The sequence below is a fragment of the Brenneria corticis genome, assembly GCF_003115855.1.
Classification (GTDB): domain Bacteria; phylum Pseudomonadota; class Gammaproteobacteria; order Enterobacterales; family Enterobacteriaceae; genus Brenneria; species Brenneria corticis.
Window position 1 is genome coordinate 114,124 of sequence record NZ_KZ819072.1, and the last position, 22,696, is coordinate 136,819.

Here is a 22,696-nt window from a genome sequence, read left to right on the forward strand (position 1 = left end):
AGGCGATCCCGTTCAAAAAAACACAAAAAAAACGGCGTACATTTTTATCATCTCTCCCTTCTTCCAGTGAGTGTGAGACGTGTCATAGCTTCTCTCGGCCGGATAGCAAATAATATACCCCCGTTATAAATAGGGTTTTAAGTAATCTATTACGCTGTGGCGGGGACGATCTTATAACCTGACTGGCTAATCCGATTATTATGAACAACAAATACCAATTGCATGAAATCTTCGACGTTAGCCGGTTGCAAACGTTGCAGGACAGTTTCAGCAAATCCATGATGATTGCGTTGGTGGTTGTTGATGAACAAGGCGTTCCCGTCACCAAACCCAGCGGTTTTTGCGATTTTTGCGCCCGTTCGCGGCTTAATCCCGTTCTCGCCACGCGTTGCTACGAATGCGACAATGCCGGCGGCCGCGCGGCGATGGATGCCTGTAAGCCGGTGGTTTATCGCTGTTACTGCGGTTTCGTCGAATTTGCCGTGCCAATCATGATCAATAATCACTATCTGGGGGCGTTTATCTCCGGCCAGGTGAAGGTTGAAAGCGAAAAAGAAGAAGTTATTCCCTATATTCTGGATGAAAACTGGGTGTGGCAGGAAAATCCGCTATTGGTGAATATGCATGAAAATATGAAACGCATGCCCTACGAGCGTTTTGAATCCACCGCTTATACCTTGCTGCACGTGGCGTCTTATCTGGTCGAACAGGCCTATACCAACAATATTCAGCGTGAATTGCACCAGAAAGATCTGGAACTGGCTACCGAGCTGCGCAAACGGGTCGAAATTGAACGTTCCCTGCATGAGGCCGAATTTAAAGCGCTTTCCTACCAGATCAACCCGCATTTTCTGTTTAACGTGCTTAATACCATTGGTCGCCTGGCATTTCTGGAAAACGCGCAGCGAACGGAAAATATGGTGCATGATTTTTCCGATATGATGCGCTATTTACTGCGTAAAAGTAATAATGGACTGATTACCCTGCGCAATGAAATCAGCTATGTAAACAGTTACATGTCGATTCAAAAGGTGCGGATGAGCGATAGGTTCGATTATATTTTCAATATTCCTGATAAATATCTTGACGTTATTTGTCCCTTTTTGATTCTTCAGCCGCTGGTGGAGAATTTCTTTAACTATGTGGTCGAGCCCAGGGAAATAAAAAGTCATATTCTGATCAAGGCCACTGATGACGGTCGGGATGTGATTATTGAGGTAACGGATAATGGGGATGGCATTTCACAACAGGATATCGACGGTATCTTATCCGGTAATGAAAACCGCAAGAAAGGCGGGATAGGAATTAATAATATTAAAAATCGACTCCAACTATTGTTTGGTGAAAGCTACGGTTTGGAGATATCCAGTCCACATAAGCCGAATCTGGGAACGACGATAAAACTGCGTTTCCCGATGCAGGAAGCCGGATAATAAAGGAGGAAGTGCATCATGTATAACGTGATCATTGTCGAAGATGAACATATTGAATCTGAATCGTTGCGGCGGATTATTTCGAAGAACATTGAGAACGCCAGTATCCATGAAGCGTCCACGGGAAGAAAAGCGATTCAATTGATTGATCAACTTAATCACATCGATATGATCCTGGTTGATATCAATATTCCGCTGCCCAATGGCAAAGACGTCATCGAATATTTACGGCGTACCAATGACGACACCAAAGTGATTGTCACCACCGCGAACGATGACTTTGATATTGTGCGCAGTATGCTGGGTTTGAAAGTGGATGATTATTTACTCAAACCGGTAAAGCAGAGCATATTGACCGATGTGATCAAAAAAACGCTGCATTACGATGCGGATGACAATATTGCGACGCGTGAACTGAAACAGAAAGTATTTACCTTGATTGACGAGGGCGACTATCCGGCATGGAATGAACTGGTTTTTCAGACCATTGATGGCGCCTATTGGGATAAATTCGGCGATCGCCGCCAGGCCGTTGTGGATTTTCTGGAACTGCTGAACCAGTATCTCGGCACGAAAGCGAATCCGTTTGATGCATCGCAGGCGACGTTAAAAATGCTGATTAAAGAGGTTTCGACCCGGGGATTAACCGATTCGTTGTACTTCCGTATTTTGCAGAGCGTGGTCGCCCTAAGCGGAGAACTGTTCGAACACGGATTTAAACATGCCTCGCATCTGACGGACTTTATTGATAGAGCCAAATTTCATATTGAAAAAAACCTGTTGCGTCACATTACGCTGGATGATATCGCCGAAAAATCGTTTGTCAGCGCCTGTTATTTAAGCCGGGCGTTTAAGAAAACGACGGGGACGGGGTTTTCTACCTATGTCGCCAAGCGGAAGATCAAAATCGCCAAATCACTATTGCAGTTCAGCGACTTGCAGGTAAACGCCATCGCGCTCGAACTGGGCTATCAGGACGCGAACTATTTTTGCCGCATCTTTAAAAAAGAGACGGGAATGTCGCCTTCCGATTACCGAAAAACGATGGCGGTGGATGCATGATATCCGCGGCGCTAGGGTAACTGTGGGATTTTGCTGGCGGCCGGGGGATAAAACAAAATAATCCATCGCGACAGCAAGAAAGTTCACCGGCCTCCGGCGTCCCGCCTTATAAAATAGGCGAAAATATCAGGCGGGAAACGGTGCAGGCGTGGATGATTATCTGTTTACTTCCGAATCGGTGGCCGAAGGGCATCCGGATAAAATCGCCGATCAGATTTCGGACGCCATCCTGGATGCCATCCTGGTGCAGGACCCCTGGGCCAGAGTGGCCTGCGAATGTCTGGTTAAAACGGGCATTGCGATTGTGGCGGGCGAAATCTCGACCGCGGCCAGCGTGGATATGGAAACCATCATCCGTCAAACCATCAAACAGATCGGCTACGATAGTTCGTCCCTGGGCTACGACGGCAATACCTGCGGCGTACTGAACCTGATTGGCCGGCAGTCGCCGGATATTGCGCGCGGTATCCGGCATGATGCGCCGGACCAGTTGGGAGCCGGCGATCAAGGCATTATTTTTGGCTACGCCACGCGGGAGACGCCGGAGTTGATGCCCGCGTCGCTGGTTTATGCCCATCGGTTGATGGAGCGCCAGGCCCGGCTGCGCAAATCCCGGTATTTACCCTTCCTGCTGCCGGATGCCAAAAGCCAGGTCACGCTGCGCTACAGTAATCACCAGGTGCGGGGCGTGGATGCCATCGTGATTTCCACTCAGCATCAGGCGGATATTTCGCAGGCGATGCTGCGCGAAGCCGTCATTGAAGAAATTATCAAACCGGTTATCCCCATGCGCTGGCTGACGCCGCAGACCCGCTTTCTGGTAAACCCGGCGGGGCCGTTTGTGACCGGCGGGCCGGTGGGCGATTGCGGCCTGACCGGGCGCAAGATCATTGTCGATACCTATGGCGGCGCGGCGCGTCACGGCGGCGGGGCGTTCTCCGGCAAGGATCCTTCCAAGGTCGACCGCTCCGCGGCCTACGCCGCGCGCTATGTCGCCAAAAATATCGTCGCGGCCGGGCTGGCCGCGCGCTGTGAAGTGCAACTGGCGTGGGCGATTGGCATCGCTCGCCCCGTGGCAATACGGATCAACACCTTCGGTACCGCAACGATAGCCGTCGAAAGGCTGTCGCAACTCGTCGACGCGCACTTTGATCTCAGCGTTTACGGCATTATTCAGATGCTGGATTTGCTGGCGCCGCGTTATCGCCAGACAGCCTGCTACGGTCATTTCGGCCGTCCTCTCTTTCCCTGGGAGAGGACGGATAAAGCGCAGCTATTGCGTGAGATGGCGTAGCGCCCATCCCGCTGGCGCTACGTTAATCATTTTACCGGGAGCGGCCCTGGAGCGGATGCCGGTATGCAAGAGCCGACGGCGGGGCGTTGTGAAAAACCTCGAATGCAACAATAAACAGGAATGGATTATGGCTAAGCAAAGTTTAGGTCTGATAGAAACCGTCGGCCTTGTCGCGGCGATCGAAGCGGCGGATGCCGCGGTGAAGTCCGCCAACGTCAATCTGGTGGGGTATGAACTCGCTAAAGGGGGCGGTATGGTCACGGTCAAGCTGGAAGGCGAGGTCGGGGCGGTCAACGCCGCCATTTCCGCCGCCAGTCATGCGGCCAGTCCGGCGCCAAAAACGCGCCGCGCAAAGACCGCAACAAATAACTCCTTTTCAACGGCGCAATGCCACTCGGTTAAAGAGAGCGATCCCTGGGCGGCGACGGCGTGACGTGTCGCCCAGGGATCGCGTTCCCGCTTTATCTCGGCAGGATCACAGCAACGGCAGCAGGGTGAAAAAGCCGATTGTCCCCAACAGGTTTACCAGCGTCGTCATAATGGCGATGGTAAAGGCGGGCGGGTCGATATGCGTGTCGGCATGCACCAGGAAAAGACGGGAGAGCAGTTCCCCCAGCAGGGCGCACAGGATGCCGATAAGCGCGGCCCAGATCAGGCTGCCGGAGAGTACGGCGGTCAGCGCGGCGGGCAGGGCGATATGGTGGGAAACCGGCACCAGGGTGTTGAAATGCAAAAAGATGAGCGAAAAGGCCGCGATGCCGAAGGCCAGCAGCGCCCCGTTGCCGCCGAACGCATGGCCCAGATAGCCCGCCATCAGGCCGATGCCGAGTCCCAGCACGCACAGCTGGGGGATTTGGCTGTGGTAGGGCATCCAGCATTTTTCCTGCGGCGGATAGCAGCGGCGAATCCCCGCTTCCGGTTTCCCCAACAGGCCGGTTTGCCCGAAAACCAGCCGAACGACGATGCCGGAAATCACCACCGTGAGGGCGACGGTATCCGTCCAGGCCAGACCGGTCGGGAAAGCCGGGATTTGGTTCAATCCCCAGGCGATGACATAGCCCAGCGCGCCAAAAACGCCGCCGACCAATAACACATCGGGAGCGCCCAGGCCGCTCAGCCCGGCGGTGATGTCCCGGCCGGAGGCGAGTTTTCCCTTTTTGGCCGCATAGGCGGTGGCGGCCACGCCCGCGGCGAACCCGCCCGCATGCGGACCAAAATAGCCGAAGGGAAACTGAATAAAATCGGAGGGAGCGCCGGTGATGATTTGCACGACCGCCATGGCGATAACCAATATGCCGACAAACTCAAATGCCGCCAGCGCGCCGATGGCGGCGCCGAATATTCCTCCGCCAAAGGCAATTAAAATATCAACGCTATTCATATAGCCGACCTCAATAATAGTTAAGTAGGGTATGAAATAATAAAAATAAGGCGTTACCCCTCCAGTGAGTGGAGGAGCGAAATTGATAACATCAAATAAATATCAATTTATTTTTTTAATTTATATAAAACCGATTAACCGCCGACATGGCATTGGAATCCCAGTGATTCGATTTCCTGTTTTAATCGGTTTATTTTTTCTTGCGCGACGCCTGGCGTATCGCCCATCGGATAATCCCGCCCCAGCAGCGAATATTTATTTTCACCATAGGTGTGATAAGGCAATAAGTGAATGGTATCCACATTTTGCATTATGCGGGAAAATTCACCGATTCCACGTATCTCCTGTGAATTATCATTGACGCCGGGAACCAGCGGAATTCTGACAATCGTTTTGGCGATAAACGATATTCTGATAAGGTTCTCCAGAATCGTTTGGTTATCCACGCCGGTATTGGCGCGATGCACCGCCGGATTCAGAGCCTTAATATCGGTCAGCGCCAGATCGACATACGGAAATACGCTCTCGATGACCTCCTTGGTGGCGAGGCCCGTGGTCTCGATGGCGGTGTGCCAGCCTTTTTCCTTGCATGCTTTCAATAGCTCACGCGTAAAGTCAGGTTGGGAAAGCGGCTCCCCGCCCGAAAGCGTAATCCCGCCGCTCGAGCGGCGATAGATACTCTCCTCTTTCTGCAATTCCCTCACCACCTGGCGCACGGTGAGGCGTTCGCCTTTCATCTCCAGCGCCGCGGTCGGGCAGACCCGGGCGCAGTCCCCGCAGTTAATACAGCGCTGGCGATCGATAAAGCGCGGGTTTTGCACCGCAATAGCCTGTTGCCGGCAGGCAGCCAGGCATTTGCCGCAATGAATGCAGTCGCATTTTTTGTAGATTAATTCAGGTTCGGGCCGCTGCGACTCAGGATTGCTGCACCATTTGCAGGCCATCGGGCAACCTTTTAAAAAAGGGATGGTGCGTATGCCGGGGCCATCGTGCAGCGAATAGCGCTGAATATTAAAAATGACGCCTTCTGTATCATACTGAACTTTATTCATAACGTTACTCGTAAGAAATGCGTCAGCGAGCGCGTATCAAACGACACTGCCGTCAGGTTGCCGGGGGGCTATACGCCGGGCTGCGGGTATAGCCCCTGTCATTGCGTCCGCGGTCAGAAATGCTGTTCCGTACGACTGATAATGTCGTCCTGCACTTCTTTGGCCAGCACCACGAACTGCGCGCTGTAGCCGGCGACGCGCACCACCAGATCGCGATACTTTTCCGGATGCCGCTGGGCTTCCAGCAGGATATCGCGATCGATGACGTTGAACTGCACGTGCATCCCCTTACGGTCAAAGTAACCTCGCACCATGCCGCCGAAGTTACGCAGCCCCTTGTCTCCCGCCAGCGAGGCCGGCAGAAATTTCTGGTTGTACAGCGTCCCGTTGGAGGCGATGAAATGGTCCAGCTTGGCGACCGAGTTGGCGGCGGCGGTCGGCCCCTGTCTATCTTTCCCCTGGCGCGGCGAAACGCCGTCGGCCAGCGGCTCTTTCGCCAGGCGACCGTCAGGCAGCGCGCTGACGTCTTTGCCAAACAGCACGTTGGCGGATACCGGATAGATGCCGGCCTGGAACTGGCCGCCGCGCGGGTTGGTATATTTCTCCACTTCCCGGCAGTAGATCAGCGCGCATTGGCGCGCAACCAGATCCACATCGTCGATGTCGTTGCCGAAGCAGGGGGTGCTTTCCAGAATGCGGCGGATTTCCTGATGGCGCTCGTTGCCGCTCGGGCCGCCGGCCGGCTTGATACCGGACGTGAGCTGACGGTAAACCTCGTTTTTGATCGCCGCCGGATCCAGTTCGCCGTTCTGCTCAATCACCCGTTTCACCACGGCGTAGATATCCTGCTCATCGAGCGATGACGTCGCCGCGGCGGCGCGAGCGCCCACCGGATAGCCGAAGTTGGCGTCCAGCGCGCTCTTCAGCTCTTGCTGGGTGATTTTGCGCTCTTCAAACACCTGTTTCTGGATGGCGTAGACCGAGTCGCCGGTGTCGGCGACGCCGAAGGCCTGCGGGCCGGTGAAGTTATAAATGGCGCCGCCTTCCTGTAACGATTTGCCGCGCCCGATACAGTCATCCACCAGCGCGGACAGGAACGGCAGCGGGCAGCGTTCGGCGTGGGCGATATCCACGCTGTTGCAGGCTTCCACCAACTGATGAACGAAATACGCCATCTGCGTCTGAAAGGCGTTATAGAAGTCCTCCATGCCGGTGAACTGGGTAAATTCACCCGTGACCGGGCCCAGCTGCTTGCTGCCGACTTTACCGTTGTTCAGGGTGATTTCCAGCACCTTGGCGACGTTGAAGAAGGCGGCGTCGTGCCAGCCTTCGGTACGGTGCGGCGCCTGCGGTTCAACGCAGCCGATAATGCAGTAATCGCGCGCGTCGCGCAGGGAGACGCCGCGGTTTTGCAGCGCCGGGATAATCACTTCATCGTTGTACATCGCCGGTACGCCCAGACCGAGGCGCACCAGTTCACAGGCGCGATAGAGGAACTCGTCCGGGGAGCCCTGCCATACGCGAATGGAGAAAGACGGCTGCGGCAAACGGACGTGCGCCGATGCTTCCATACACATGTAACTCAGTTCATTGGTGGCGTCGCGGCCGTCTTCCGTCTGACCGCCGACGCACAGGTTCTGAAACACGGCGTAGCCGGCGAACGCCTGCGCGGAGACTTCGTCGCGGGTTTTATTGATGTCGTTAAGCTTGATCCAGCAGCAGTCGACCAGCTCCTGGGCGAACTCGTTGCCGATCCCCTGGTCGGCGGCGTAGTACGGATACATATACTGGTCGAAACGTCCCGGCGAGATGGAGTGGCCGCTGGATTCGATTTGCAGCATGCTTTGCAGGAACCAGAAGGTCTGGCAGGCTTCCCAGAAGGTCGTCGCGCCGTGCTCCGGCACGCGGGTACAGTTCTGGGCGATTTGCAGCAGTTCCTGCTTACGCGTCGGATTGCTTTCCTGCTGCGCCAGCTGTGCGGCATGTTCCGCATAGCGATGCGCGTAGCGGATAGCGGCGTTGTAGCTGATGAGGATGGCCTGATAGAACTGCTCTTTTTTAATATAATCCGCATCGCGACGATTCAGGTTTCCCAGCGCGCGGTTCACTTCGTCGATGATGCCGCGAAATCCGATGCGCAAAACCTTGCCGTAATCGACGCAGACGTGGCCCACGCCGCCGTAGAAGTAGTTACCGACGGTGAAAACGCCGTTCGCTATGCTGTCTTTGGTGTTTTCGGACATATAGGAGGCGGCCAGGGCGCTGGTGGTGCGGCCCGGCCAGTATTTGAAGGCCTCATGCAGGGCGTCGGCGGTCTCTTTCGGAATGATGAACGGGTCAGCCACGCGGAATTCCATGGTGTCGAACTCTTTTTCCACCCATTCGTACGAGAATTCCGGGCAGATTTCCGTTGAGCGCGGATTAATGGTGACGGCGCCGACAATTAATTCATCCGGGCGGATGGTGACCGGTAAATTATTGAATATTTTCTCGACGACTTTCGCGCGCCGCATAATCGCCGGCAGACCTTCGGTTTCTTTATAAGCCTCGGTGGCTAATACGGCGCGCTCTGATTCGACATAGGGCCTGGCGTTCAAAATGCTGTTTTTCAGCCTGACTACACGCTCTGTCGGATTTAAAAAACCTTTCTCTAACATATCCATGACTCCTGAATTTTAAATTTTTATCGGGTAGGCGATACGGACGCATTCATGACTTGCCGCCAATCAGGGTAATAAAATGGTGCAGCAGTTCCGGGTGTCCCATCCAGCTTGTCGCCGTGACGAGATTGTCATCTACGACGGCCTCTTCGGCGCCGGCATTGCGGTAAATACCGCCGGCAAGTTCAATTTCCGGTTTTACGGTAAAATAGGCGGTCAGCGTTTTTCCTTTGACGACGCCGGCGGCGACCAGTATTTGCGGACCGTGACAGATTGCGGCAATCGGCAATGAAAAATTCATGGCGTATTGAACAATATTCAACACGGATTTATTCAGCCGTAAATATTCCGGCGCGCGTCCGCCGCTAATATAAAAGCCGCAGTAATCCTGTAGGCGAATATCCTCGAAAGAGGCGGTCAGTCTGAATAAATGGCCGGGTTTTTCAGTGTATGTCTGGTCTCCTTCAAAATCATGAATGGCCGTTTTGATAAATTCCCCGGCTCTTTTCCCAGGGCAAACCGCATCGACCCGGAAGCCCAATACGCTTAATGCCTGCCACGGCACCATGACTTCATAATCTTCAGAAAAATCGCCTGTCAGCAGTAATATTTTCTTCATAGGTCGATTCTCAGAATTTATTGTCGTCATCTTCGATGAACCGCATGGCTTCGTTAACCGCTGAAACCTCGCCGAAAATGGCCAGGGTGGTAATGTGCTGCGGGCAGCTACCGTATATTTCCGCAACCACGACATTGGCGTTTTTACAGGCTACATCGGCGTAGAAATAGAGATCCGGCACCGGCAGCATGATCAGGGCAATGGCGTCAATGCGTATCAGATCGAGCCTGGCTCGAAATTCGCCGTGCATTCTTCGTTTCAGCATGGCCACAATGTCGGGCGTTGGCGCATTAATGATTCGTTTTTTCATAAGGCAGCGACCCTGGGCCCGTATGCCGGCTAGCGGATATTAAGGGATTCAACCATCACGCAGCGGCGTTGCCGGGTAAACGATCGGGCCGACGTCAGCCCTTCCCCGGTCGGTCCGGCGATGGTGAACGTGACATGCCCTTCGCCGCCGACCCCGATGCCTGCGTAAGACGGTCCGTTTTTGACAAAGATGGTGGTTTGGATCAGCTTCGCCATCTTGGTCAGTTTTTCGACGTTGGTGGAGTGCATGATGGCGGTATGACGGTTGCCGTTCTCGACCTTGACGGCCAGATCGATAGCGTCGTCCACATTATCCACTCTGACCAGCGGCAGCACCGGCATCATCAGTTCGTGCACCACGAAGGGGTGGTCTTTTTCCGTCTCAATCAAAATCACTTTGATGTCCGGCTCGGCGGAAATACCCAGCTGTTGCAGGATAAAACGGGCGTCTTTGCCTACCAGTGCGCTATTCGGCCCGCTGCCGTTCTCGTTCATCACCAACGATTGCAGGCGCTGAATCAACGGTTTGTCGCACAGCAGATAAGCGCCGCTTTTCTTCATGCAGTGGATCAGATAATCCGCCACCTGGTTGACGACGATCACCTCCTTTTCCGCCACGCAGGGCAGGTTATTGTCGAAGCCGCAGCCCTTGATGATGTCGCGGGCGGCTTTTTCAATATCCGCCGTTTCATCCACCACCGCAGGAGGGTTGCCCGCGCCCGCGCCAATCGCTTTCTTGCCGGAGGACATCACGATTTTGACCAGCGCGGGGCCGCCGGTGGCGACCAGCATATTGATGCGGGGATCGCTAATCAGCGCGTTGGTGTTATCGATAGAGGGATTGGCGATGGTGACCACCAAATTGGCGGGCGCCCCCAACTGAGCCAGCCTGTTGTTGATCAGGGTTACCGTGTGCAACGATACCTGACGGGAGCGCGGATGCGGACTAAACACCACGGTGTTGCCGGCCGCCAGCATGCCGATGGCGTTATTGATGATGGTTTCCGTCGGATTGGTGGTCGGGGTAATGGAGCCAATCACGCCAAACGCCGAATGTTCGATCAGCGTTAAGCCGCCGTCACCGCTGCACGCGCTGGTGGGTAGATCTTGCAATCCCGGCGTTTTCAGGGCGGCAATGCGATTCTTGATGCGTTTATCGTTGTAGTTGCCCATGCCGGTCTCTTCCACCGCCATCCGGGAAAGGGTGTCCAGCACGTCGTCCTGCAGAAAAACCTCGCGCAGGCCGCTGATAAAGGTTTCCCGGTCCTGCATGGAACAGTGGCGATATTGCACCTGCGCCAGCGCGGCGGCGGCAATGGCGTCGTCCATGCTGTTAAAGATACCGGCGTGGCCAATAGCGGCATCGGAAACGCCGCCGCCGACCGCCGGAGAAGCGGATAAGGACGCCGATACGCCCGTTTTCTGCTGCGCCAGCGCCTGCGCCACAATATCATCCAGCCGCGTCAGGTCGGATGGCTTCGGCTCGCCGGCGACCGGGCGTTCGTCAGGCGCGGGGGCGGTTGCGCTATATTTTCTCAGGATGGTGGAGACAGCCTGAGCGATTTCAAGATCGTTCATCTTTCACTTCCTTACCTCATATCGTGCGGCTCTCTCTGTCCCGCCGGGATCAGATATAGGGCGTGGTGGTCGATCTGATTTCCGCCGGGTCCAACGTGGCAAGCAGCTGCAGACCGACGTCACGCGCGGCGATCACCGCCTGGCGTACCGCGCCGGAATCTCCCGCGAAGGTGAAAATCACTTCGTTGCTGAAGCTGGTTCCCTTGCTCGGGCTGGCATAGCCAATCGGCTCCACCACCGCGGCTTTGGAGGCCGCATCGGCAAGCACCACGCCAATGGCGGCGGGAGAGGCGCAGGTCATCCCGAAGGCTTTACCGACCGGCGCGCCGAAGGCTTTGTTCAGCGCATGGCTGGCGCGCGCGGTGTACTGGAATTCCAGATGACCGGCGGGCGAACCGTAGACGTCGCCCATTGTGCGGTCGATTTCGGACAGCGCGACCTCCACCGCCCGGCGCACGTCGGAGACGTCTTCCGCGCCAAAAATGATCAGACAGCCGTGTCCGCCGCCGCCTTCGGTATCGCGCGCCAGTTCGATAATCAGGATTTCGCTGTTGGTGGCCTTGACGGCTTCATCGGCGGCGAAAATATGCGGCCCCGCGCCCGTGCGGGCGCCGAGAATACCGATGGAACGAAACTTTTTATCGATATTCATCAATTCATGCAGTTGGTGATCGACGTTGGCGATCACCAGGCCGATGGTATGCCCCAGCGCCGTACCGACAAATTCCGTGAGGCCGCATCCGGCAACGGCGGCGAGCGCCGGAGTGCGGTCGGACGCGTCGGCCGGCTTTTTCATCACTTCAGATATAATCTGTTCGACAAGATTATCTCTCATGGGAATGACCCTCTCGGTTTAGCGGTTAACCCAGCGTTTTCGGCAGGATTTTTTCCACTTCGGTGTGGGGACGCGGGATCACATGCACGGAAACCAGCTCGCCGACTTTGGTCGCCGCGGCGGAACCCGCATCGGTCGCCGCTTTGACGGCGCCGACGTCGCCGCGAACCATCACGGTCACCAGACCGGAACCGATTTTTTCGTAACCCACCAGCGTCACGTTAGCGGATTTCACCATGGTGTCCGCGGCTTCGATGGCGGAGACCAGACCTTTTGTTTCAACCAGACCCAACGCTTCTTGTTGCATATCAACCTCGATAGTTTTAATAACGATGAATAAACCCGGCGGTAATGGCGGTAATACCGGGTGATAAATAATTTCATTGCCCTGGGATATTATGAATTTCGCCGCAAAATGTTTTGCCCGGCAGCGAGACTTTTTTGTTTTCTTACCGATTGGGGAGACAATAAAATCCTCGCAGTGGTAAAAAACATTTCATGACGCGCGTTTTTAAGCAGGTCATTTCTCTGTGCAAATAAATATCCACGACCCGATATATTTGTTATTCGGATCACATTTAATCGCGTTCAATAAATCAACGGCGCTATACCAGCCGGATAATTTCCGCCGCATCTCTGGCGATCATTTTTTCTTCGTTGGTGGGGATCACCGCAATGGTGGGGGAACCCGCGGCGGAAATTATCCCGCTGCGTCCGCCGACCAGCGCGGCATTTTGCTGTTTATCCAGTTTTAACCCCAGTATCGACAGGTGGTCGACGGTTAATTCCCGGATCAGGGCGGAGTTTTCGCCAATACCGCCGGTAAAGACCACCGCGTCGAGTCGGGAAAGGGAGACCAGATGCGCCCCCAGATGGCGCGCCAGCCTGTGCACCATGACGTCAATGGCCAGAGCGGCCCGTTCGTTGCCGTTTTCCCGCGCCTCCTGCAATATCCGGCAGTCGCTGGAGATACCGGAAATGCCGTACAGGCCTGAGGCGTTATTCACCGTCTGGTAGATGGTCTCGATGGACTGTCCGGTACATGTGGCGATGTAGGCGGCGGCGCCGAAATCCAGATCGCCGCTGCGCGTGCCCATCACCAGCCCTTCCAGCGGCGTCATTCCCATCGAGGTATCCACGCTGCGGCCGTTTTTAATCGCGCAGACGGATGAACCGTTGCCGAGATGCGCGACCAGAATGCCGTGATTGTCCGGCGGCAGATCCAGCATGGATAAGGTTTCACCCGCGATATAACGGTGCGAGGTGCCGTGGAAACCGTAGCGTCTGACCTTATATTTACGCTGGTATTCGTAAGGGATGGCGTAGGTATAGGCCGCCGGCGCCAGCGTTTGGTGGAAGGCGGTATCAAAGACCGCGACCTGCGCCAGCGCGGGTAAGAGTTCCAGGGCGGCTTCAATACCCGCCAGATTCGCCGGATTATGCAACGGCGCCAGCGGCGACAGCGCTTTTATTTTTTCCATCACCTGCGGCGTAATCAATTCGGAGTGTTTAAAATCGCTGCCGCCGTGCGCCACCCGATGGCCGATGGCGGCAAGATTATCGATCAGCTTTTTTTCAGTTAGTGTTTTAAATAACACGTTTAGCGCTTCACGATGATTGGCCTCCTGCAATGAAATAACCGATTTATTTCCGTCATTATCTTTAAAAGTAATGACGGCATTATCTAATCCCAACCGTTCCGCCAGGCCGAAAAGAATAGGCTTTTCTCCGTTGGCCGGAATAACTGAAAATTTTAATGATGATGAGCCACAATTAATAACCAGAACCAGGGAAGATAAGGACATAAGCAGTCCCCCCATAATGAGAATATAAAATGGCAACGGTGACGCGCGGTGTATTTCGCTATACCCCTCTACAAGGATGTCGGCCGCCGATAAATTACGTTAGCGAAAATCGTTTGTTACTGAACTCATGCAAGACGCGCCGGGCGATGGCGATATCTTCCGCCACCGTGCCGCCGCTGATGCCGATCCCGCCCAGCAGCAGGCCGTTGCGCCGGCAGGGCAAACCGCCGCCGATGGCGCACAGATTGGGTTGATGCGGCAAACCATAGAGATCGCCGCCGGGTTGAATCAGCGCCGCCAGTTCGTGCGTCGGCCGCCGTAACGCCACCGCGGTATAGGCTTTTTGGTAGGCCAGCGTATGACTGACCAGCAGCGCGTTATCCATGCTGAAAAAGTAACGCTGCTGGCCATGGGCATCGACCAGACTGAACACAATCGGCAGCGACATGGCCTGTGCGGTATCGTGCGCCAGCTGTGCCAGCAGGGCGATCGCCTCCAGGCCGAATGAACGTTGGGAAAGCGGCGATTGCAATTCGTCGATAGCCCTCTCGATCCGCCTCTCCAGCGCCGCGTCGGGATGCATCAACCTGCCGTTCATTTTCTCTACTCCCCGCCGCGTTCCGTGGCATCGACGATGCCGACAATCGCCGCATCAATGACCGAATGTTCTTTGCTGTCGGTCATGCGGGCCGAGCTTCCCGTCGAGACGATCACTATTTCGCCATTACCCGCGCCCACGGTATCCACGGCGACCTGAGGCCGTCCGGTCGGCGTTAGATGCTCGTCCAGGCGGGAAACAATAAGCAGTTTCATGCCGTTCAAAGAGGAGTGTTTGGTGGTGGAGACCACCGTTCCCGTTACCGTTGCCAGATACATGCAGCCTCCTGCGGATGGGTTATCAGGGTGATCTTTCTGCTGGCGATTTCATCGCGGGCTGCGGGCGTAATCAGTACGTCCGCTTCCACATACAGCGCTTGTCGGGCATCGTGCAGCCTCACCTCCCGTTGCGTAATCAGACGCTTGCCGCGGCCGGAACGGGGCGGGGCGACCGGATGAGAAAAGGGGCGGTTTACCGTGGCGCATGCGCTGGCCCGGGGGGTGATAAAATGGATGCCGATGCGTTGCAGCGTATCGACGTAGCGGCGCAACTGCGCCAGATACGCCGCCGGTAATGCGTTCCCCTGCCGTGCCGGTTCGCACTCGCGGTTCAGCGTCGCCATAATGCGCAGGTTTTGCGCCAGCGCCTGAAAAACCAGGCGGCTTGCCGGATTGTCACGTATCCCGAGTGCGATTTTTGCCAGACTGTTGCTGGAGAGCGCAGGCAGCAGCAACGCGTCGCTGTTTTGCCAATGCGCCGGTTCGATATCCGTTTCGGCCAGCTGGCGCGCCTGCGGCAAGGCGTGGCTAATCTCTCCGGCCCAGGTAGCGCCAAGGCGTTGCGCGCTATGGGAAAACAGCAAATGCAGCGCATAACCGCCCCGTTCCAGCGCCGTCAGGTAACGCAGCGTAGCCGGAAACCCGGCGGCATCGTCGCCGGTGATCGCCACCAGCAGGGACGGTCGCGGCGAGGCAATGGCTTGCCGCGACCTGGCGACCATGATTTCCGCGATGATGTGGTCGATCAGTAATGACAGAGTCTGGCTATTCATTGGTCATGCGCCTGTGAGGATGCTTACCCGATCGCCATTGCGTAATCCGTAGGCGTTGGCTTCCTCCACATCAATGTGCAGTTCCCGCACCGATGCCTGCGTTGCCCGGACAATCACGCGTTGCATCAGGCCGGCGCGTTTGCCCGCGACCTGAATACTGACCTCCATCCCGTCGCGCAGACCCTGGCTTTCCGCTTCTTCCGGGGAGATGTGGATATGCCGCCAGGCGACGATCGTCCCGCGGTCCTTTTTCACGCTGCCTTGCGAGCCGACAAGTTCGATACCGGGTGAGTCCTCCAGGTCGCCGGACATTCTGATCGGCGCGTCGACGCCGAGAACAAAACCATCGGCGACGGAAATTTCTATCTGCGTAACGGGGCGCAACGGACCGAGCACCCGGACATGTTTGATTTCCCCTTTCGGGCCGCGCAGGATGACGGTTTCCTCGGCGGCGAACTGGCCGGGCTGTTTGACGGCCTTCATCCGCGTCAGCGTCGAGCCGTAGCCGAACAGGATATCCATATCCTCACGGGCGAGATGGACGTGGCGATTGGAAATGCCTACCGGCACCTGAAGCGTCGCCGGGGCGGCCGATGCCGTGCCCCCGGCGGTCAGTTCCTGAACAATTTGCCGGGTGATCCGTTCTGCTTCTTGTCGCTGAGTGACATTCATAGCTTCCATTACCTGATGTGATCTTTATTGCCGTTGATGGTGAAAGTGGATGAGTAAACCCGATGACGTTTCACTCCATTGAGCATCAACATAATCAATGCGGCGCGCTAAGTTTTGCTATTCAGGAGGACTTTATTGCCCTGCTGAAGCGGAGCGTGACAATTCCGTCCAGATTAGCCGGCGATTTGCGTAATCAGCCGGTCAATATCGCCATGGGTCGGTGCGTGCGGGTTGGTGGCGGTGCAGCCATCGGCCAGCGCGGCCTGGATCAGGCGTTGGCGGTGCTGAGCGATATCGGTCTGCGTAATGTTCAGCTCCCGCAGCGTGGCGGGAATGCCGAACCGGCGGCTCATCGCCCGGATCAGCCGGGTGAGCTGTTGAATGCTCTCCCGTTTGTCCGCCTGCGTCGCGCCGAGCATCCGGGCGCAGCGCGCGTAGCGTTCCAGCGTTTCCGGGGAGCCGTTGGCGGCATTGTAGTCAATCACCAGCGGCAACAGCATGGCGTTGATCTTGCCGTGGGGAATATGAAACACGCCGCCCAGCGCGTGCGCCATACCGTGTACCAGACCGAGTCCGGCGGCGTTGAACGCCATGCCCGCCATACAGGAGGCGTTGTGCATTCTGGTGCGTGCGGCGAGGTCTTTTTCGTGGTCGAACACCTGCGGCAGATAGCGCCAGACCAGCCTGATGGCCTTTTCGGCCAGCGCGTCGCTGAAATCGTTGGCGGCGGGGGAGAGGTAAGCTTCAATCGCGTGCGTCAGGACGTCCATTCCCGTATCCACCGCCACGGCGCGCGGGACGCTCAACACCAGATGCGGGTCGAGAATGGCGATGTCCGGCAGCAGTTGATCGGCAACCAGGGGATATTTTTGTCCGAGCTCGGTATCGGAGATAATGGCGTAGGCGGTCACCTCCGATCCTGAGCCGCTGGTGGTGGGAATGGCGACCAGCGTGATGGCTTTTTCCGGGCGATACTCCTGCAGGGTCACCTTGATGCCTTTAGCCGCATCCAGCGATGAACCGCCGCCGAGCGCGATAATCACCTCCGGTTGAAACGCTTTGAACTGCGTCGCGCCGCTTTGCAGAATATCCACATCCGGGTCGGGGGTGACGCCGCTGAAAATAGTGATGCGCGCGTCCGGCATAAAGCCTGCCAGATAGTCGGTTTTACCGGATTTGACCATAAAGTCATCGGTCACAATGGCGATGTTTCTGCCGTTGAAAGCGCGCAACGCCTCCGTTGCCGCCTCGCCAAAATAAACGCGCGGATTGGCAAATAATAAAGGATTTTTCATACTGTCCAGGCTGCCTCCGTTCTGGTGCGGTCACTACCCTAGCATGGGAGAAAATAGCGCCGTAGCGGCGGACTTGTTCAGCAGAGGGATTCTTTTGTCTTCCGTGGCGCGGCAAATCAAAATAGTCCACCGTCACACGTCACGGCGGGCGGCCGGCAGCGCTGAATGATGCAGAAAAACAGGCGATTCGCCGGGTCGGGGTTACGGCTCTCCTTGAACTATTCAGGTATATATTATTTTCTTTGGTTATTTGCTGGTCGGGCGGCGGCGGCGAATACTTTATGCTCCCTATAATGTGAGAATGGTGCATGATTATGCTGCAACCGATCTTCTCAGGACTGTTATGCGGCGCATTGCTTGGCTTTGTGATGCAACGCGGCAGATTCTGTCTTACCGGCGGTTTTCGCGATATGTATATCGCCAAAAACAACCGCATCTTTTACGCCCTGTTAATCGCCATTGCGATTCAAAGCGTCGGAGTTTTCGCCCTGATCGCCACCGGGCGATTAAGCTACGACGCCGGCGCTTTTCCCTGGTTCGGCACCGTGCTGGGCAGCTATGTTTTCGGCATCGGGATCATAATGGCGGACGGGTGCGCCACCGGCACCTGGTATCGCGCCGGCGAAGGGCTTATCGCCAGTTGGATCGCGCTGTTCGCCTATATGCTTTCCAGCGCCGTGATGCGATCCGACCATTTGACCGCCTTCAACCGGCAGATAAAGTCGCTGAGCACCGAACATAACTCCATTGCCGAAACGTTGGGCCTGTCGCCGTGGCTGTTTATCGCGCTGCTGATCGCGGTGACCGGCTGGCTGGCGGCCAAGGAGCTGAAAAAGCCCAGACTGAACGTCGCCGCGCTGCCGCGGCGGAAATCCGGCCTGGCGCACCTGTTATTTGAAAAACGCTGGCATCCGTTCGTCACCGCGGTGCTGATTGGGCTTATCGCCCTGCTGGCCTGGCCGCTCAGCGCGGCCACCGGGCGGGTGTTCGGTCTGGGCATTACCACGCCCAGCGCCAATATCTTGCAGTATCTGGTGATCGGGAATGACAAGTTCCTTAACTGGGGCGTGTTCCTGGTGTTGGGGATTTTTCTGGGGTCGTTTATCGCCGCCAAAGGCAGTCGTGAATTCCGTATCCGCGCCGCCGACGCCGCGACCTCGGTGCGCAGTTTCTCCGGCGGCATTCTGATGGGATTCGGCGCCAGCATCGCCGGCGGGTGTTCAATCGGCAACGGTCTGGTGATGACCGCGCTGATCACCTGGCAGGGCTGGGTCGGGCTGGCCTGTATGATTCTGGGGGCGTGGACGGCTTCATGGTATTTATTCGTCCGTCCGCAGCGCCAGGCGAATCTGCAAGCCGCCTCCAGCTGATCGCGTTATAGGAGTCGTTATGATTAAAAAGCTTGATGTTATCAACCAGGTCTGTCCGTTTCCGCTGATTGAAGCGAAAGCGGCGATGGCGACGCTGCAATCCGGCGACGAGCTGGTGATTGATTTCGACTGCACCCAGGCCACCGAGAGTATTCCGCTGTGGGCGGCGGAAGAGGGACACGTCGTCTCCGACTATCGGCAGGTGGGCGACGCCCAATGGAGCATCACGGTGAGGAAAAGCTGATGTACTGCGCATCCCTGTAGCCTTTGGCCGCGCCAGGGGAATCAACGGGGGTTGGCATTTTTCGCGCCGAATTCAGGTAATAAGTCGTCGGCGCCGGGTGCCTGATTGCGGAACACGCGCGCGCAGAGAAAATCGACCAATGCCCGGACCTTGGGGGAGGGATGTTTGCTGGCGGGCCACAGCACATGGAAAGTGCCCGTCCGCACCACATGATCGGTCAGTACGCCGCGCAGTCGTCCGTCGGCCAGCAGTTCTTTTACCGCGAAATCCGGCAGAAAAGCGATGCCGCGGCCTTGCAGCGCAAAGCATACGCGGGCTTCGATGTTGTTGCAGATCATCGAGATCGGCAACTGCAGGTCGGGTTCGCCGGCCGTGCGGCGCAGCGGCCACGTCTCCAGTTTGCCGCTATTCGGAAAGCGGTAGTGCAGGCAGCTATGGTCGAGCAGGTCGGCGGGCGTCCGCGGCGTACCCCGGCGCGACAGATAGTCGGGGGAGGCGACCAGCGTCGCCCGGAAGGTGCCCAACCTGCGCGCGGACAGACGCGAGTCGGAGGGGGCGCCGGTCCTGACCACGGCGTCAAAACCTTCGCCGATGACATCGACCAGCCGGTCGGTGAAGTCCAGATCCAGTTCAATCGCCGGATATTTATGCATAAATTCGCTGAGAGCGGGCAATATCAGCGAACTGACCAGCGGCAGGCTGACCCGCAGACGACCGCGCGGCGCCGCCGCCGTCTGCGACAGTTCCAGCTCCGCGGCTTCGATTTCAGCGAGGATGCGGCGGCTGCGTTCCAGGAACAGCTCGCCTTCGGCGGTCAGCGTAATGCTGCGCGTGCTGCGATGAAACAGACGCACGCCGAGCTTTGCCTCCAGTCGCGCCACGCTCTTGCCGACGGCCGAGGCCGACACGCCCAGCAGCCTTCCCGCCGCGACGAAGCTGCGCGTTTCGGCGACCTGCACAAACACCGTAAAACCATTCAGACTATCCATAACGCGCCTCAATTGCGGACATCTGATTCCTCATAACCAGGAACTGTACCCTACTTTTTCTTTAATGAAAGACTTTCTATGGTGATGGAGACATTCACCATAAAAGAAGGGATCTGTTTTGACTGACGCCACATTTTCGCTGCGTATGCCCGACCGCCTCGCCGCCTGTTTATCCGATGCCGCCCCAGTTTCTCCGGGGGCGGGACGATGACCGCGGCGCAGCAACAGGGGACGAGGAATGCGCTTTCAGCGCCGGGCGACCGACTCCCGATGGCCGCGCTGCTCGCTCTGGCGATGGCGGCCTTTATCACCATTCTGACCGAGGCGCTTCCGGCGGGGCTGTTGCCGCAAATGTCGCGGAGTCTTGCGGTTTCCGAGGCATTGGTCGGCCAAACCGTCACTTTTTATGCCATCGGTTCCCTGGTCGCGGCCATTCCGTTGACCGCCGTCACGCAGAGTATGCGGCGCAGGCCGCTGTTATTGACCGCTATCGCCGGTTTTGTCGCCGCCAATACCATCACCGCGATTTCCGCGAGCTATGCGTTGATGATGGTCGCCCGGTTTCTGGCGGGCGTATCGGCGGGGCTGCTATGGGCGCTGCTGGCAGGGTATGCCGCACGCATGGTGCCTGAACATCAGAAAGGGCGCGCCATCGCCATTGCCATGGTGGGAACGCCGTTGGCGCTGTCGCTGGGCGTGCCCGCCGGCGCCTTTCTCGGCGCGCTGGTGGGGTGGCGCGCCTGTTTCGGCCTTATGAGCCTGCTGGCGTTGCTGCTGATGTTCTGGGTGCGGATCAAGGTGCCGGATTTCCCAGGCGTGGCGATGGGGAAACAACAGTCTGTGGCGCGCGTGTTCGTCATCGCCGGCATTCGTCCGGTGCTGTTTGTGGTGCTGTCCTTTGTACTGGCGCACAACATTCTCTATACCTATATCGCCCCCTTTCTGGCGAGGTTCGAGATGGCCGAACGGACCGATGCGGCGCTGCTGGTTTTCGGCATCGCCTCGCTGATTGGTCTGTGGATCACCGGCGCGCTGATCGACCGCCACCTGCGCGCGCTGACTCTTGCCAGTACGCTATTGTTTGGCCTCGCGGCGTTAGCGCTGGGCGTGTCCGGCAATGCGCCGGCCATGGTTTATTCGGCCATCGCCGCCTGGGGGCTTGCTTTCGGCGGCGCGCCGACGCTGTTGCAGATGGCGCTGGCCAGAACGGCGGGAGAAGCAGCGGATGTCGCGCAGTCCATGCTGGTGACCGCCTGGAACGCGGCCATCGCCGGCGGCGGTATTATCGGCGGCGTATTGCTTGACCAGGCGGGCGTCGGCGCGTTTTCGCCCGCGGTTCTGGTCTTGCTGACGGCCACGCTGGCGGTGGTGTGGAGTGCGGCGCGGCACGGCTTTCCGTCATCGGTGAAGCGCTGAGAGGGCGGCGAAAGGCGTCGCCGCGTTAGCGCTGTCTGTCGCGATGATACGGCTGACGCCGGATAGCGGCGGGCCCTCGCACTGCCGCCGCGGTCGCTCACTGCCCGTCGATCCTGACCCGTTCCACCAGAAAGTCCAGCAAGGCGCGCACCCGCAGCGGCAGGTAGCCGCCCTGGCCGACGAACACGGCATGGATTTCCTCGATATCGCCCGGATTGAGCTCTTCGAGCACCGGCCGTAAGCGGCCGGCGGCGATATCGTCGCGCACCCGGAAGGCCGCCAGACGGGCCAGACCCACGCCGGCGAGCGCCAGACGGTACAGCGCTTCGCCGTCGCTGGCCTGTACGTTGCCGGTGACCGGAACCACGATATCCTCGCCGGCGTAGCGCAGCGGCCAGCCGGGCTGGGCGCGGGCATAGTTGGCGCCCAGTCGGTTATGCCGCGCCAGTTCATCCGGCGTGGACGGCGTGCCGTGACGTTGCAGATAGTCGGGCGCGGCGACGATCGTCATGCGCGTCTGGCCGAGTTTGCGCGCCAGCAGATTGGAGCTTTTAAGCGGGCCGGCGCGCACGGCGACGTCGGTGCGCTGCTCCAGAATATCGATGACTTCATCGGTAAGGACGATATCCAGCATTACGTCGGGATAACGCGCCAGAAATTCCGCGGCCAGCGGCAGTAGAAAATGGTTTCCGAAGGTGACGTTGGCATTGACCCTCAGCCGCCCGCGCGGCGTGGAGTGGGCGCTGACGCAGCGCTCCGCTTCGTTCAGATCGTTCAGGATGCGCACGCCGCGCTCGTAAAAGGCGCAGCCCTCCGGGGTGAGCTGGAGCTGACGGGTGGAGCGGTTCACCAGCCGGGTGCCCAGGCGGCTCTCAAGCCGCGCGACCAGCTTGCTCACCGCGGAGGGCGTCATGCCGCAGGCCCGGGCGGCGGCGGAAAATCCGCCCAACTCGATGGCTTGTACAAAAACCTCCAGTTCTCCGGATCGGTTGACGTCCAGACGGGCCATAACGACCTCCTTAATGACTTCAAT

23 protein-coding genes are annotated in these 22,696 nt (G+C 57.4%); 7 read left to right on the forward strand and 16 right to left on the reverse strand.

The features are described 5' to 3' along the window. Positions 1 to 200: 200 nt before the first annotated feature. From DDT56_RS02420 to DDT56_RS02435, 4 genes are all read left to right on the forward strand, one after another. The gene (locus DDT56_RS02420; protein WP_136164923.1) at positions 201 to 1,433 is read left to right on the forward strand and encodes a sensor histidine kinase; all 1,233 of its coding nucleotides are present in this window, start codon (positions 201 to 203) and stop codon (positions 1,431 to 1,433) included. An 18-nt stretch (positions 1,434 to 1,451) separates the two neighbouring features. Continuing rightward, positions 1,452 to 2,495 carry a response regulator transcription factor gene (locus tag DDT56_RS02425; protein ID WP_136164924.1) on the forward strand — a complete coding sequence of 348 codons (1,044 nt, stop codon included), beginning with the start codon at positions 1,452 to 1,454 and terminating at the stop codon, positions 2,493 to 2,495. Positions 2,496 to 2,643: 148 nt separating this feature from the next. After that, the gene (metK, locus tag DDT56_RS02430; RefSeq protein WP_136164925.1) at positions 2,644 to 3,789 is read left to right on the forward strand and encodes a methionine adenosyltransferase; all 1,146 of its coding nucleotides are present in this window, start codon (positions 2,644 to 2,646) and stop codon (positions 3,787 to 3,789) included. Between the two features lie 127 nt (positions 3,790 to 3,916). Next, on the forward strand, positions 3,917 to 4,222 hold the full coding sequence (locus tag DDT56_RS02435; protein ID WP_136164926.1) for a BMC domain-containing protein: 306 nt from the start codon (positions 3,917 to 3,919) through the stop codon (positions 4,220 to 4,222). Between the two features lie 42 nt (positions 4,223 to 4,264). Here the strand turns inward: DDT56_RS02435 and DDT56_RS02440 are convergent, their stop codons facing one another. The 14 genes from DDT56_RS02440 to DDT56_RS02505 form a co-directional block, all read right to left on the reverse strand. Then, complete coding sequence (locus DDT56_RS02440) at positions 4,265 to 5,170, reverse strand: DUF7973 family transport facilitator (RefSeq protein WP_136164927.1); 906 nt, start codon at positions 5,168 to 5,170, stop codon at positions 4,265 to 4,267. Between the two features lie 134 nt (positions 5,171 to 5,304). Then, positions 5,305 to 6,222, reverse strand: coding sequence for a glycyl-radical enzyme activating protein (locus DDT56_RS02445; protein ID WP_136164928.1), 918 nt, complete (start codon positions 6,220 to 6,222; stop codon positions 5,305 to 5,307). 113 nt (positions 6,223 to 6,335) lie between these two features. Then, a complete protein-coding gene (grpM, locus tag DDT56_RS02450) occupies positions 6,336 to 8,879 on the reverse strand; it encodes a glycyl radical diol dehydratase GrpM (RefSeq protein ID WP_136164929.1) in 2,544 nt (847 codons plus the stop codon). Between the two features lie 52 nt (positions 8,880 to 8,931). Next, complete coding sequence (locus DDT56_RS02455; RefSeq protein WP_136164930.1) at positions 8,932 to 9,501, reverse strand: DJ-1/PfpI family protein; 570 nt, start codon at positions 9,499 to 9,501, stop codon at positions 8,932 to 8,934. Positions 9,502 to 9,511: 10 nt separating this feature from the next. Then, on the reverse strand, positions 9,512 to 9,811 hold the full coding sequence (locus DDT56_RS02460) for a BMC domain-containing protein (protein WP_136164931.1): 300 nt from the start codon (positions 9,809 to 9,811) through the stop codon (positions 9,512 to 9,514). Between the two features lie 29 nt (positions 9,812 to 9,840). Further along, the gene (locus DDT56_RS02465; protein ID WP_136164932.1) at positions 9,841 to 11,388 is read right to left on the reverse strand and encodes an aldehyde dehydrogenase family protein; all 1,548 of its coding nucleotides are present in this window, start codon (positions 11,386 to 11,388) and stop codon (positions 9,841 to 9,843) included. A gap of 49 nt (positions 11,389 to 11,437) precedes the next feature. Then, positions 11,438 to 12,223: a propanediol utilization microcompartment protein PduB gene (pduB, locus tag DDT56_RS02470; RefSeq protein ID WP_136164933.1), complete on the reverse strand. Its 786-nt coding sequence runs from the start codon at positions 12,221 to 12,223 to the stop codon at positions 11,438 to 11,440. 25 nt (positions 12,224 to 12,248) lie between these two features. After that, on the reverse strand, positions 12,249 to 12,530 hold the full coding sequence (gene grpH, locus DDT56_RS02475) for a propanediol utilization system shell hexameric protein GrpH (protein WP_136164934.1): 282 nt from the start codon (positions 12,528 to 12,530) through the stop codon (positions 12,249 to 12,251). Between the two features lie 298 nt (positions 12,531 to 12,828). Continuing rightward, positions 12,829 to 14,028 (reverse strand): propionate kinase, encoded by a 1,200-nt coding sequence (gene tdcD, locus DDT56_RS02480; protein ID WP_136164935.1) that lies wholly within the window; start codon positions 14,026 to 14,028, stop codon positions 12,829 to 12,831. Positions 14,029 to 14,122: 94 nt separating this feature from the next. After that, on the reverse strand, positions 14,123 to 14,626 hold the full coding sequence (locus tag DDT56_RS02485) for a GlcG/HbpS family heme-binding protein (RefSeq protein ID WP_246856705.1): 504 nt from the start codon (positions 14,624 to 14,626) through the stop codon (positions 14,123 to 14,125). Between the two features lie 5 nt (positions 14,627 to 14,631). After that, positions 14,632 to 14,904, reverse strand: coding sequence for a EutN/CcmL family microcompartment protein (locus tag DDT56_RS02490; protein ID WP_136164936.1), 273 nt, complete (start codon positions 14,902 to 14,904; stop codon positions 14,632 to 14,634). Continuing rightward, positions 14,886 to 15,677: a flavoprotein gene (locus DDT56_RS02495; RefSeq protein ID WP_136164937.1), complete on the reverse strand. Its 792-nt coding sequence runs from the start codon at positions 15,675 to 15,677 to the stop codon at positions 14,886 to 14,888. The genes DDT56_RS02490 and DDT56_RS02495 overlap by 19 nt, the downstream gene beginning before the upstream one ends. A 3-nt stretch (positions 15,678 to 15,680) precedes the next feature. Then, positions 15,681 to 16,349, reverse strand: coding sequence for a phosphate propanoyltransferase (gene pduL, locus DDT56_RS02500; RefSeq protein WP_136164938.1), 669 nt, complete (start codon positions 16,347 to 16,349; stop codon positions 15,681 to 15,683). A gap of 173 nt (positions 16,350 to 16,522) precedes the next feature. Further along, the gene (locus tag DDT56_RS02505) at positions 16,523 to 17,644 is read right to left on the reverse strand and encodes a 1-propanol dehydrogenase PduQ (protein ID WP_136164939.1); all 1,122 of its coding nucleotides are present in this window, start codon (positions 17,642 to 17,644) and stop codon (positions 16,523 to 16,525) included. 314 nt (positions 17,645 to 17,958) lie between these two features. On the opposite strand from DDT56_RS02505, the gene tsuA reads away from it, so the two are divergent. Both tsuA and tsuB read left to right on the forward strand, forming a co-directional pair. Then, positions 17,959 to 19,014, forward strand: a complete 1,056-nt coding sequence (gene tsuA / locus DDT56_RS02510) for a thiosulfate utilization transporter TsuA/YeeE (RefSeq protein WP_168197559.1) — start codon at positions 17,959 to 17,961, stop codon at positions 19,012 to 19,014. Positions 19,015 to 19,033: 19 nt separating this feature from the next. Next, positions 19,034 to 19,258: a thiosulfate utilization sulfurtransferase TsuB/YeeD gene (gene tsuB, locus DDT56_RS02515; protein ID WP_136164941.1), complete on the forward strand. Its 225-nt coding sequence runs from the start codon at positions 19,034 to 19,036 to the stop codon at positions 19,256 to 19,258. Between the two features lie 41 nt (positions 19,259 to 19,299). Here tsuB and DDT56_RS02520 read toward each other — a convergent pair whose 3' ends face one another. Next, positions 19,300 to 20,247, reverse strand: a complete 948-nt coding sequence (locus DDT56_RS02520) for a LysR family transcriptional regulator (protein WP_136164942.1) — start codon at positions 20,245 to 20,247, stop codon at positions 19,300 to 19,302. Positions 20,248 to 20,454: 207 nt separating this feature from the next. Here DDT56_RS02520 and DDT56_RS02525 point away from each other — a divergent pair, with 207 nt between their 5' ends. Continuing rightward, positions 20,455 to 21,663, forward strand: coding sequence for an MFS transporter (locus DDT56_RS02525; protein WP_136164943.1), 1,209 nt, complete (start codon positions 20,455 to 20,457; stop codon positions 21,661 to 21,663). A 97-nt stretch (positions 21,664 to 21,760) separates the two neighbouring features. On the opposite strand, the gene DDT56_RS02530 is transcribed toward DDT56_RS02525, so the two are convergent. Beyond that, on the reverse strand, positions 21,761 to 22,672 hold the full coding sequence (locus tag DDT56_RS02530; RefSeq protein ID WP_136164944.1) for a LysR family transcriptional regulator: 912 nt from the start codon (positions 22,670 to 22,672) through the stop codon (positions 21,761 to 21,763). Positions 22,673 to 22,696 lie beyond the last annotated feature (24 nt).

What these genes read in the sequence shown, in the direction of transcription:
- DDT56_RS02505 (WP_136164939.1), bottom strand. Translation starts at nt 17,644, where the DNA reads ATGAAAAATCCTTTATTATTTGCCAATCCGCGCGTTTATTTTGGCGAG.
- pduB (WP_136164933.1), bottom strand. Translation starts at nt 12,223, where the DNA reads ATGAGAGATAATCTTGTCGAACAGATTATATCTGAAGTGATGAAAAAG.
- tsuB (WP_136164941.1), top strand. Translation starts at nt 19,034, where the DNA reads ATGATTAAAAAGCTTGATGTTATCAACCAGGTCTGTCCGTTTCCGCTG.
- grpH (WP_136164934.1), bottom strand. Translation starts at nt 12,530, where the DNA reads ATGCAACAAGAAGCGTTGGGTCTGGTTGAAACAAAAGGTCTGGTCTCC.
- tsuA (WP_168197559.1), top strand. Translation starts at nt 17,959, where the DNA reads ATGCTGCAACCGATCTTCTCAGGACTGTTATGCGGCGCATTGCTTGGC.
- DDT56_RS02525 (WP_136164943.1), top strand. Translation starts at nt 20,455, where the DNA reads ATGACCGCGGCGCAGCAACAGGGGACGAGGAATGCGCTTTCAGCGCCG.
- DDT56_RS02445 (WP_136164928.1), bottom strand. Translation starts at nt 6,222, where the DNA reads ATGAATAAAGTTCAGTATGATACAGAAGGCGTCATTTTTAATATTCAG.
- DDT56_RS02455 (WP_136164930.1), bottom strand. Translation starts at nt 9,501, where the DNA reads ATGAAGAAAATATTACTGCTGACAGGCGATTTTTCTGAAGATTATGAA.
- DDT56_RS02530 (WP_136164944.1), bottom strand. Translation starts at nt 22,672, where the DNA reads ATGGCCCGTCTGGACGTCAACCGATCCGGAGAACTGGAGGTTTTTGTA.
- DDT56_RS02490 (WP_136164936.1), bottom strand. Translation starts at nt 14,904, where the DNA reads ATGTATCTGGCAACGGTAACGGGAACGGTGGTCTCCACCACCAAACAC.
- DDT56_RS02440 (WP_136164927.1), bottom strand. Translation starts at nt 5,170, where the DNA reads ATGAATAGCGTTGATATTTTAATTGCCTTTGGCGGAGGAATATTCGGC.
- DDT56_RS02485 (WP_246856705.1), bottom strand. Translation starts at nt 14,626, where the DNA reads ATGAACGGCAGGTTGATGCATCCCGACGCGGCGCTGGAGAGGCGGATC.
- DDT56_RS02435 (WP_136164926.1), top strand. Translation starts at nt 3,917, where the DNA reads ATGGCTAAGCAAAGTTTAGGTCTGATAGAAACCGTCGGCCTTGTCGCG.
- DDT56_RS02465 (WP_136164932.1), bottom strand. Translation starts at nt 11,388, where the DNA reads ATGAACGATCTTGAAATCGCTCAGGCTGTCTCCACCATCCTGAGAAAA.
- pduL (WP_136164938.1), bottom strand. Translation starts at nt 16,349, where the DNA reads ATGAATGTCACTCAGCGACAAGAAGCAGAACGGATCACCCGGCAAATT.
- DDT56_RS02495 (WP_136164937.1), bottom strand. Translation starts at nt 15,677, where the DNA reads ATGAATAGCCAGACTCTGTCATTACTGATCGACCACATCATCGCGGAA.
- DDT56_RS02420 (WP_136164923.1), top strand. Translation starts at nt 201, where the DNA reads ATGAACAACAAATACCAATTGCATGAAATCTTCGACGTTAGCCGGTTG.
- DDT56_RS02425 (WP_136164924.1), top strand. Translation starts at nt 1,452, where the DNA reads ATGTATAACGTGATCATTGTCGAAGATGAACATATTGAATCTGAATCG.
- DDT56_RS02460 (WP_136164931.1), bottom strand. Translation starts at nt 9,811, where the DNA reads ATGAAAAAACGAATCATTAATGCGCCAACGCCCGACATTGTGGCCATG.
- grpM (WP_136164929.1), bottom strand. Translation starts at nt 8,879, where the DNA reads ATGTTAGAGAAAGGTTTTTTAAATCCGACAGAGCGTGTAGTCAGGCTG.
- tdcD (WP_136164935.1), bottom strand. Translation starts at nt 14,028, where the DNA reads ATGTCCTTATCTTCCCTGGTTCTGGTTATTAATTGTGGCTCATCATCA.
- DDT56_RS02520 (WP_136164942.1), bottom strand. Translation starts at nt 20,247, where the DNA reads ATGGATAGTCTGAATGGTTTTACGGTGTTTGTGCAGGTCGCCGAAACG.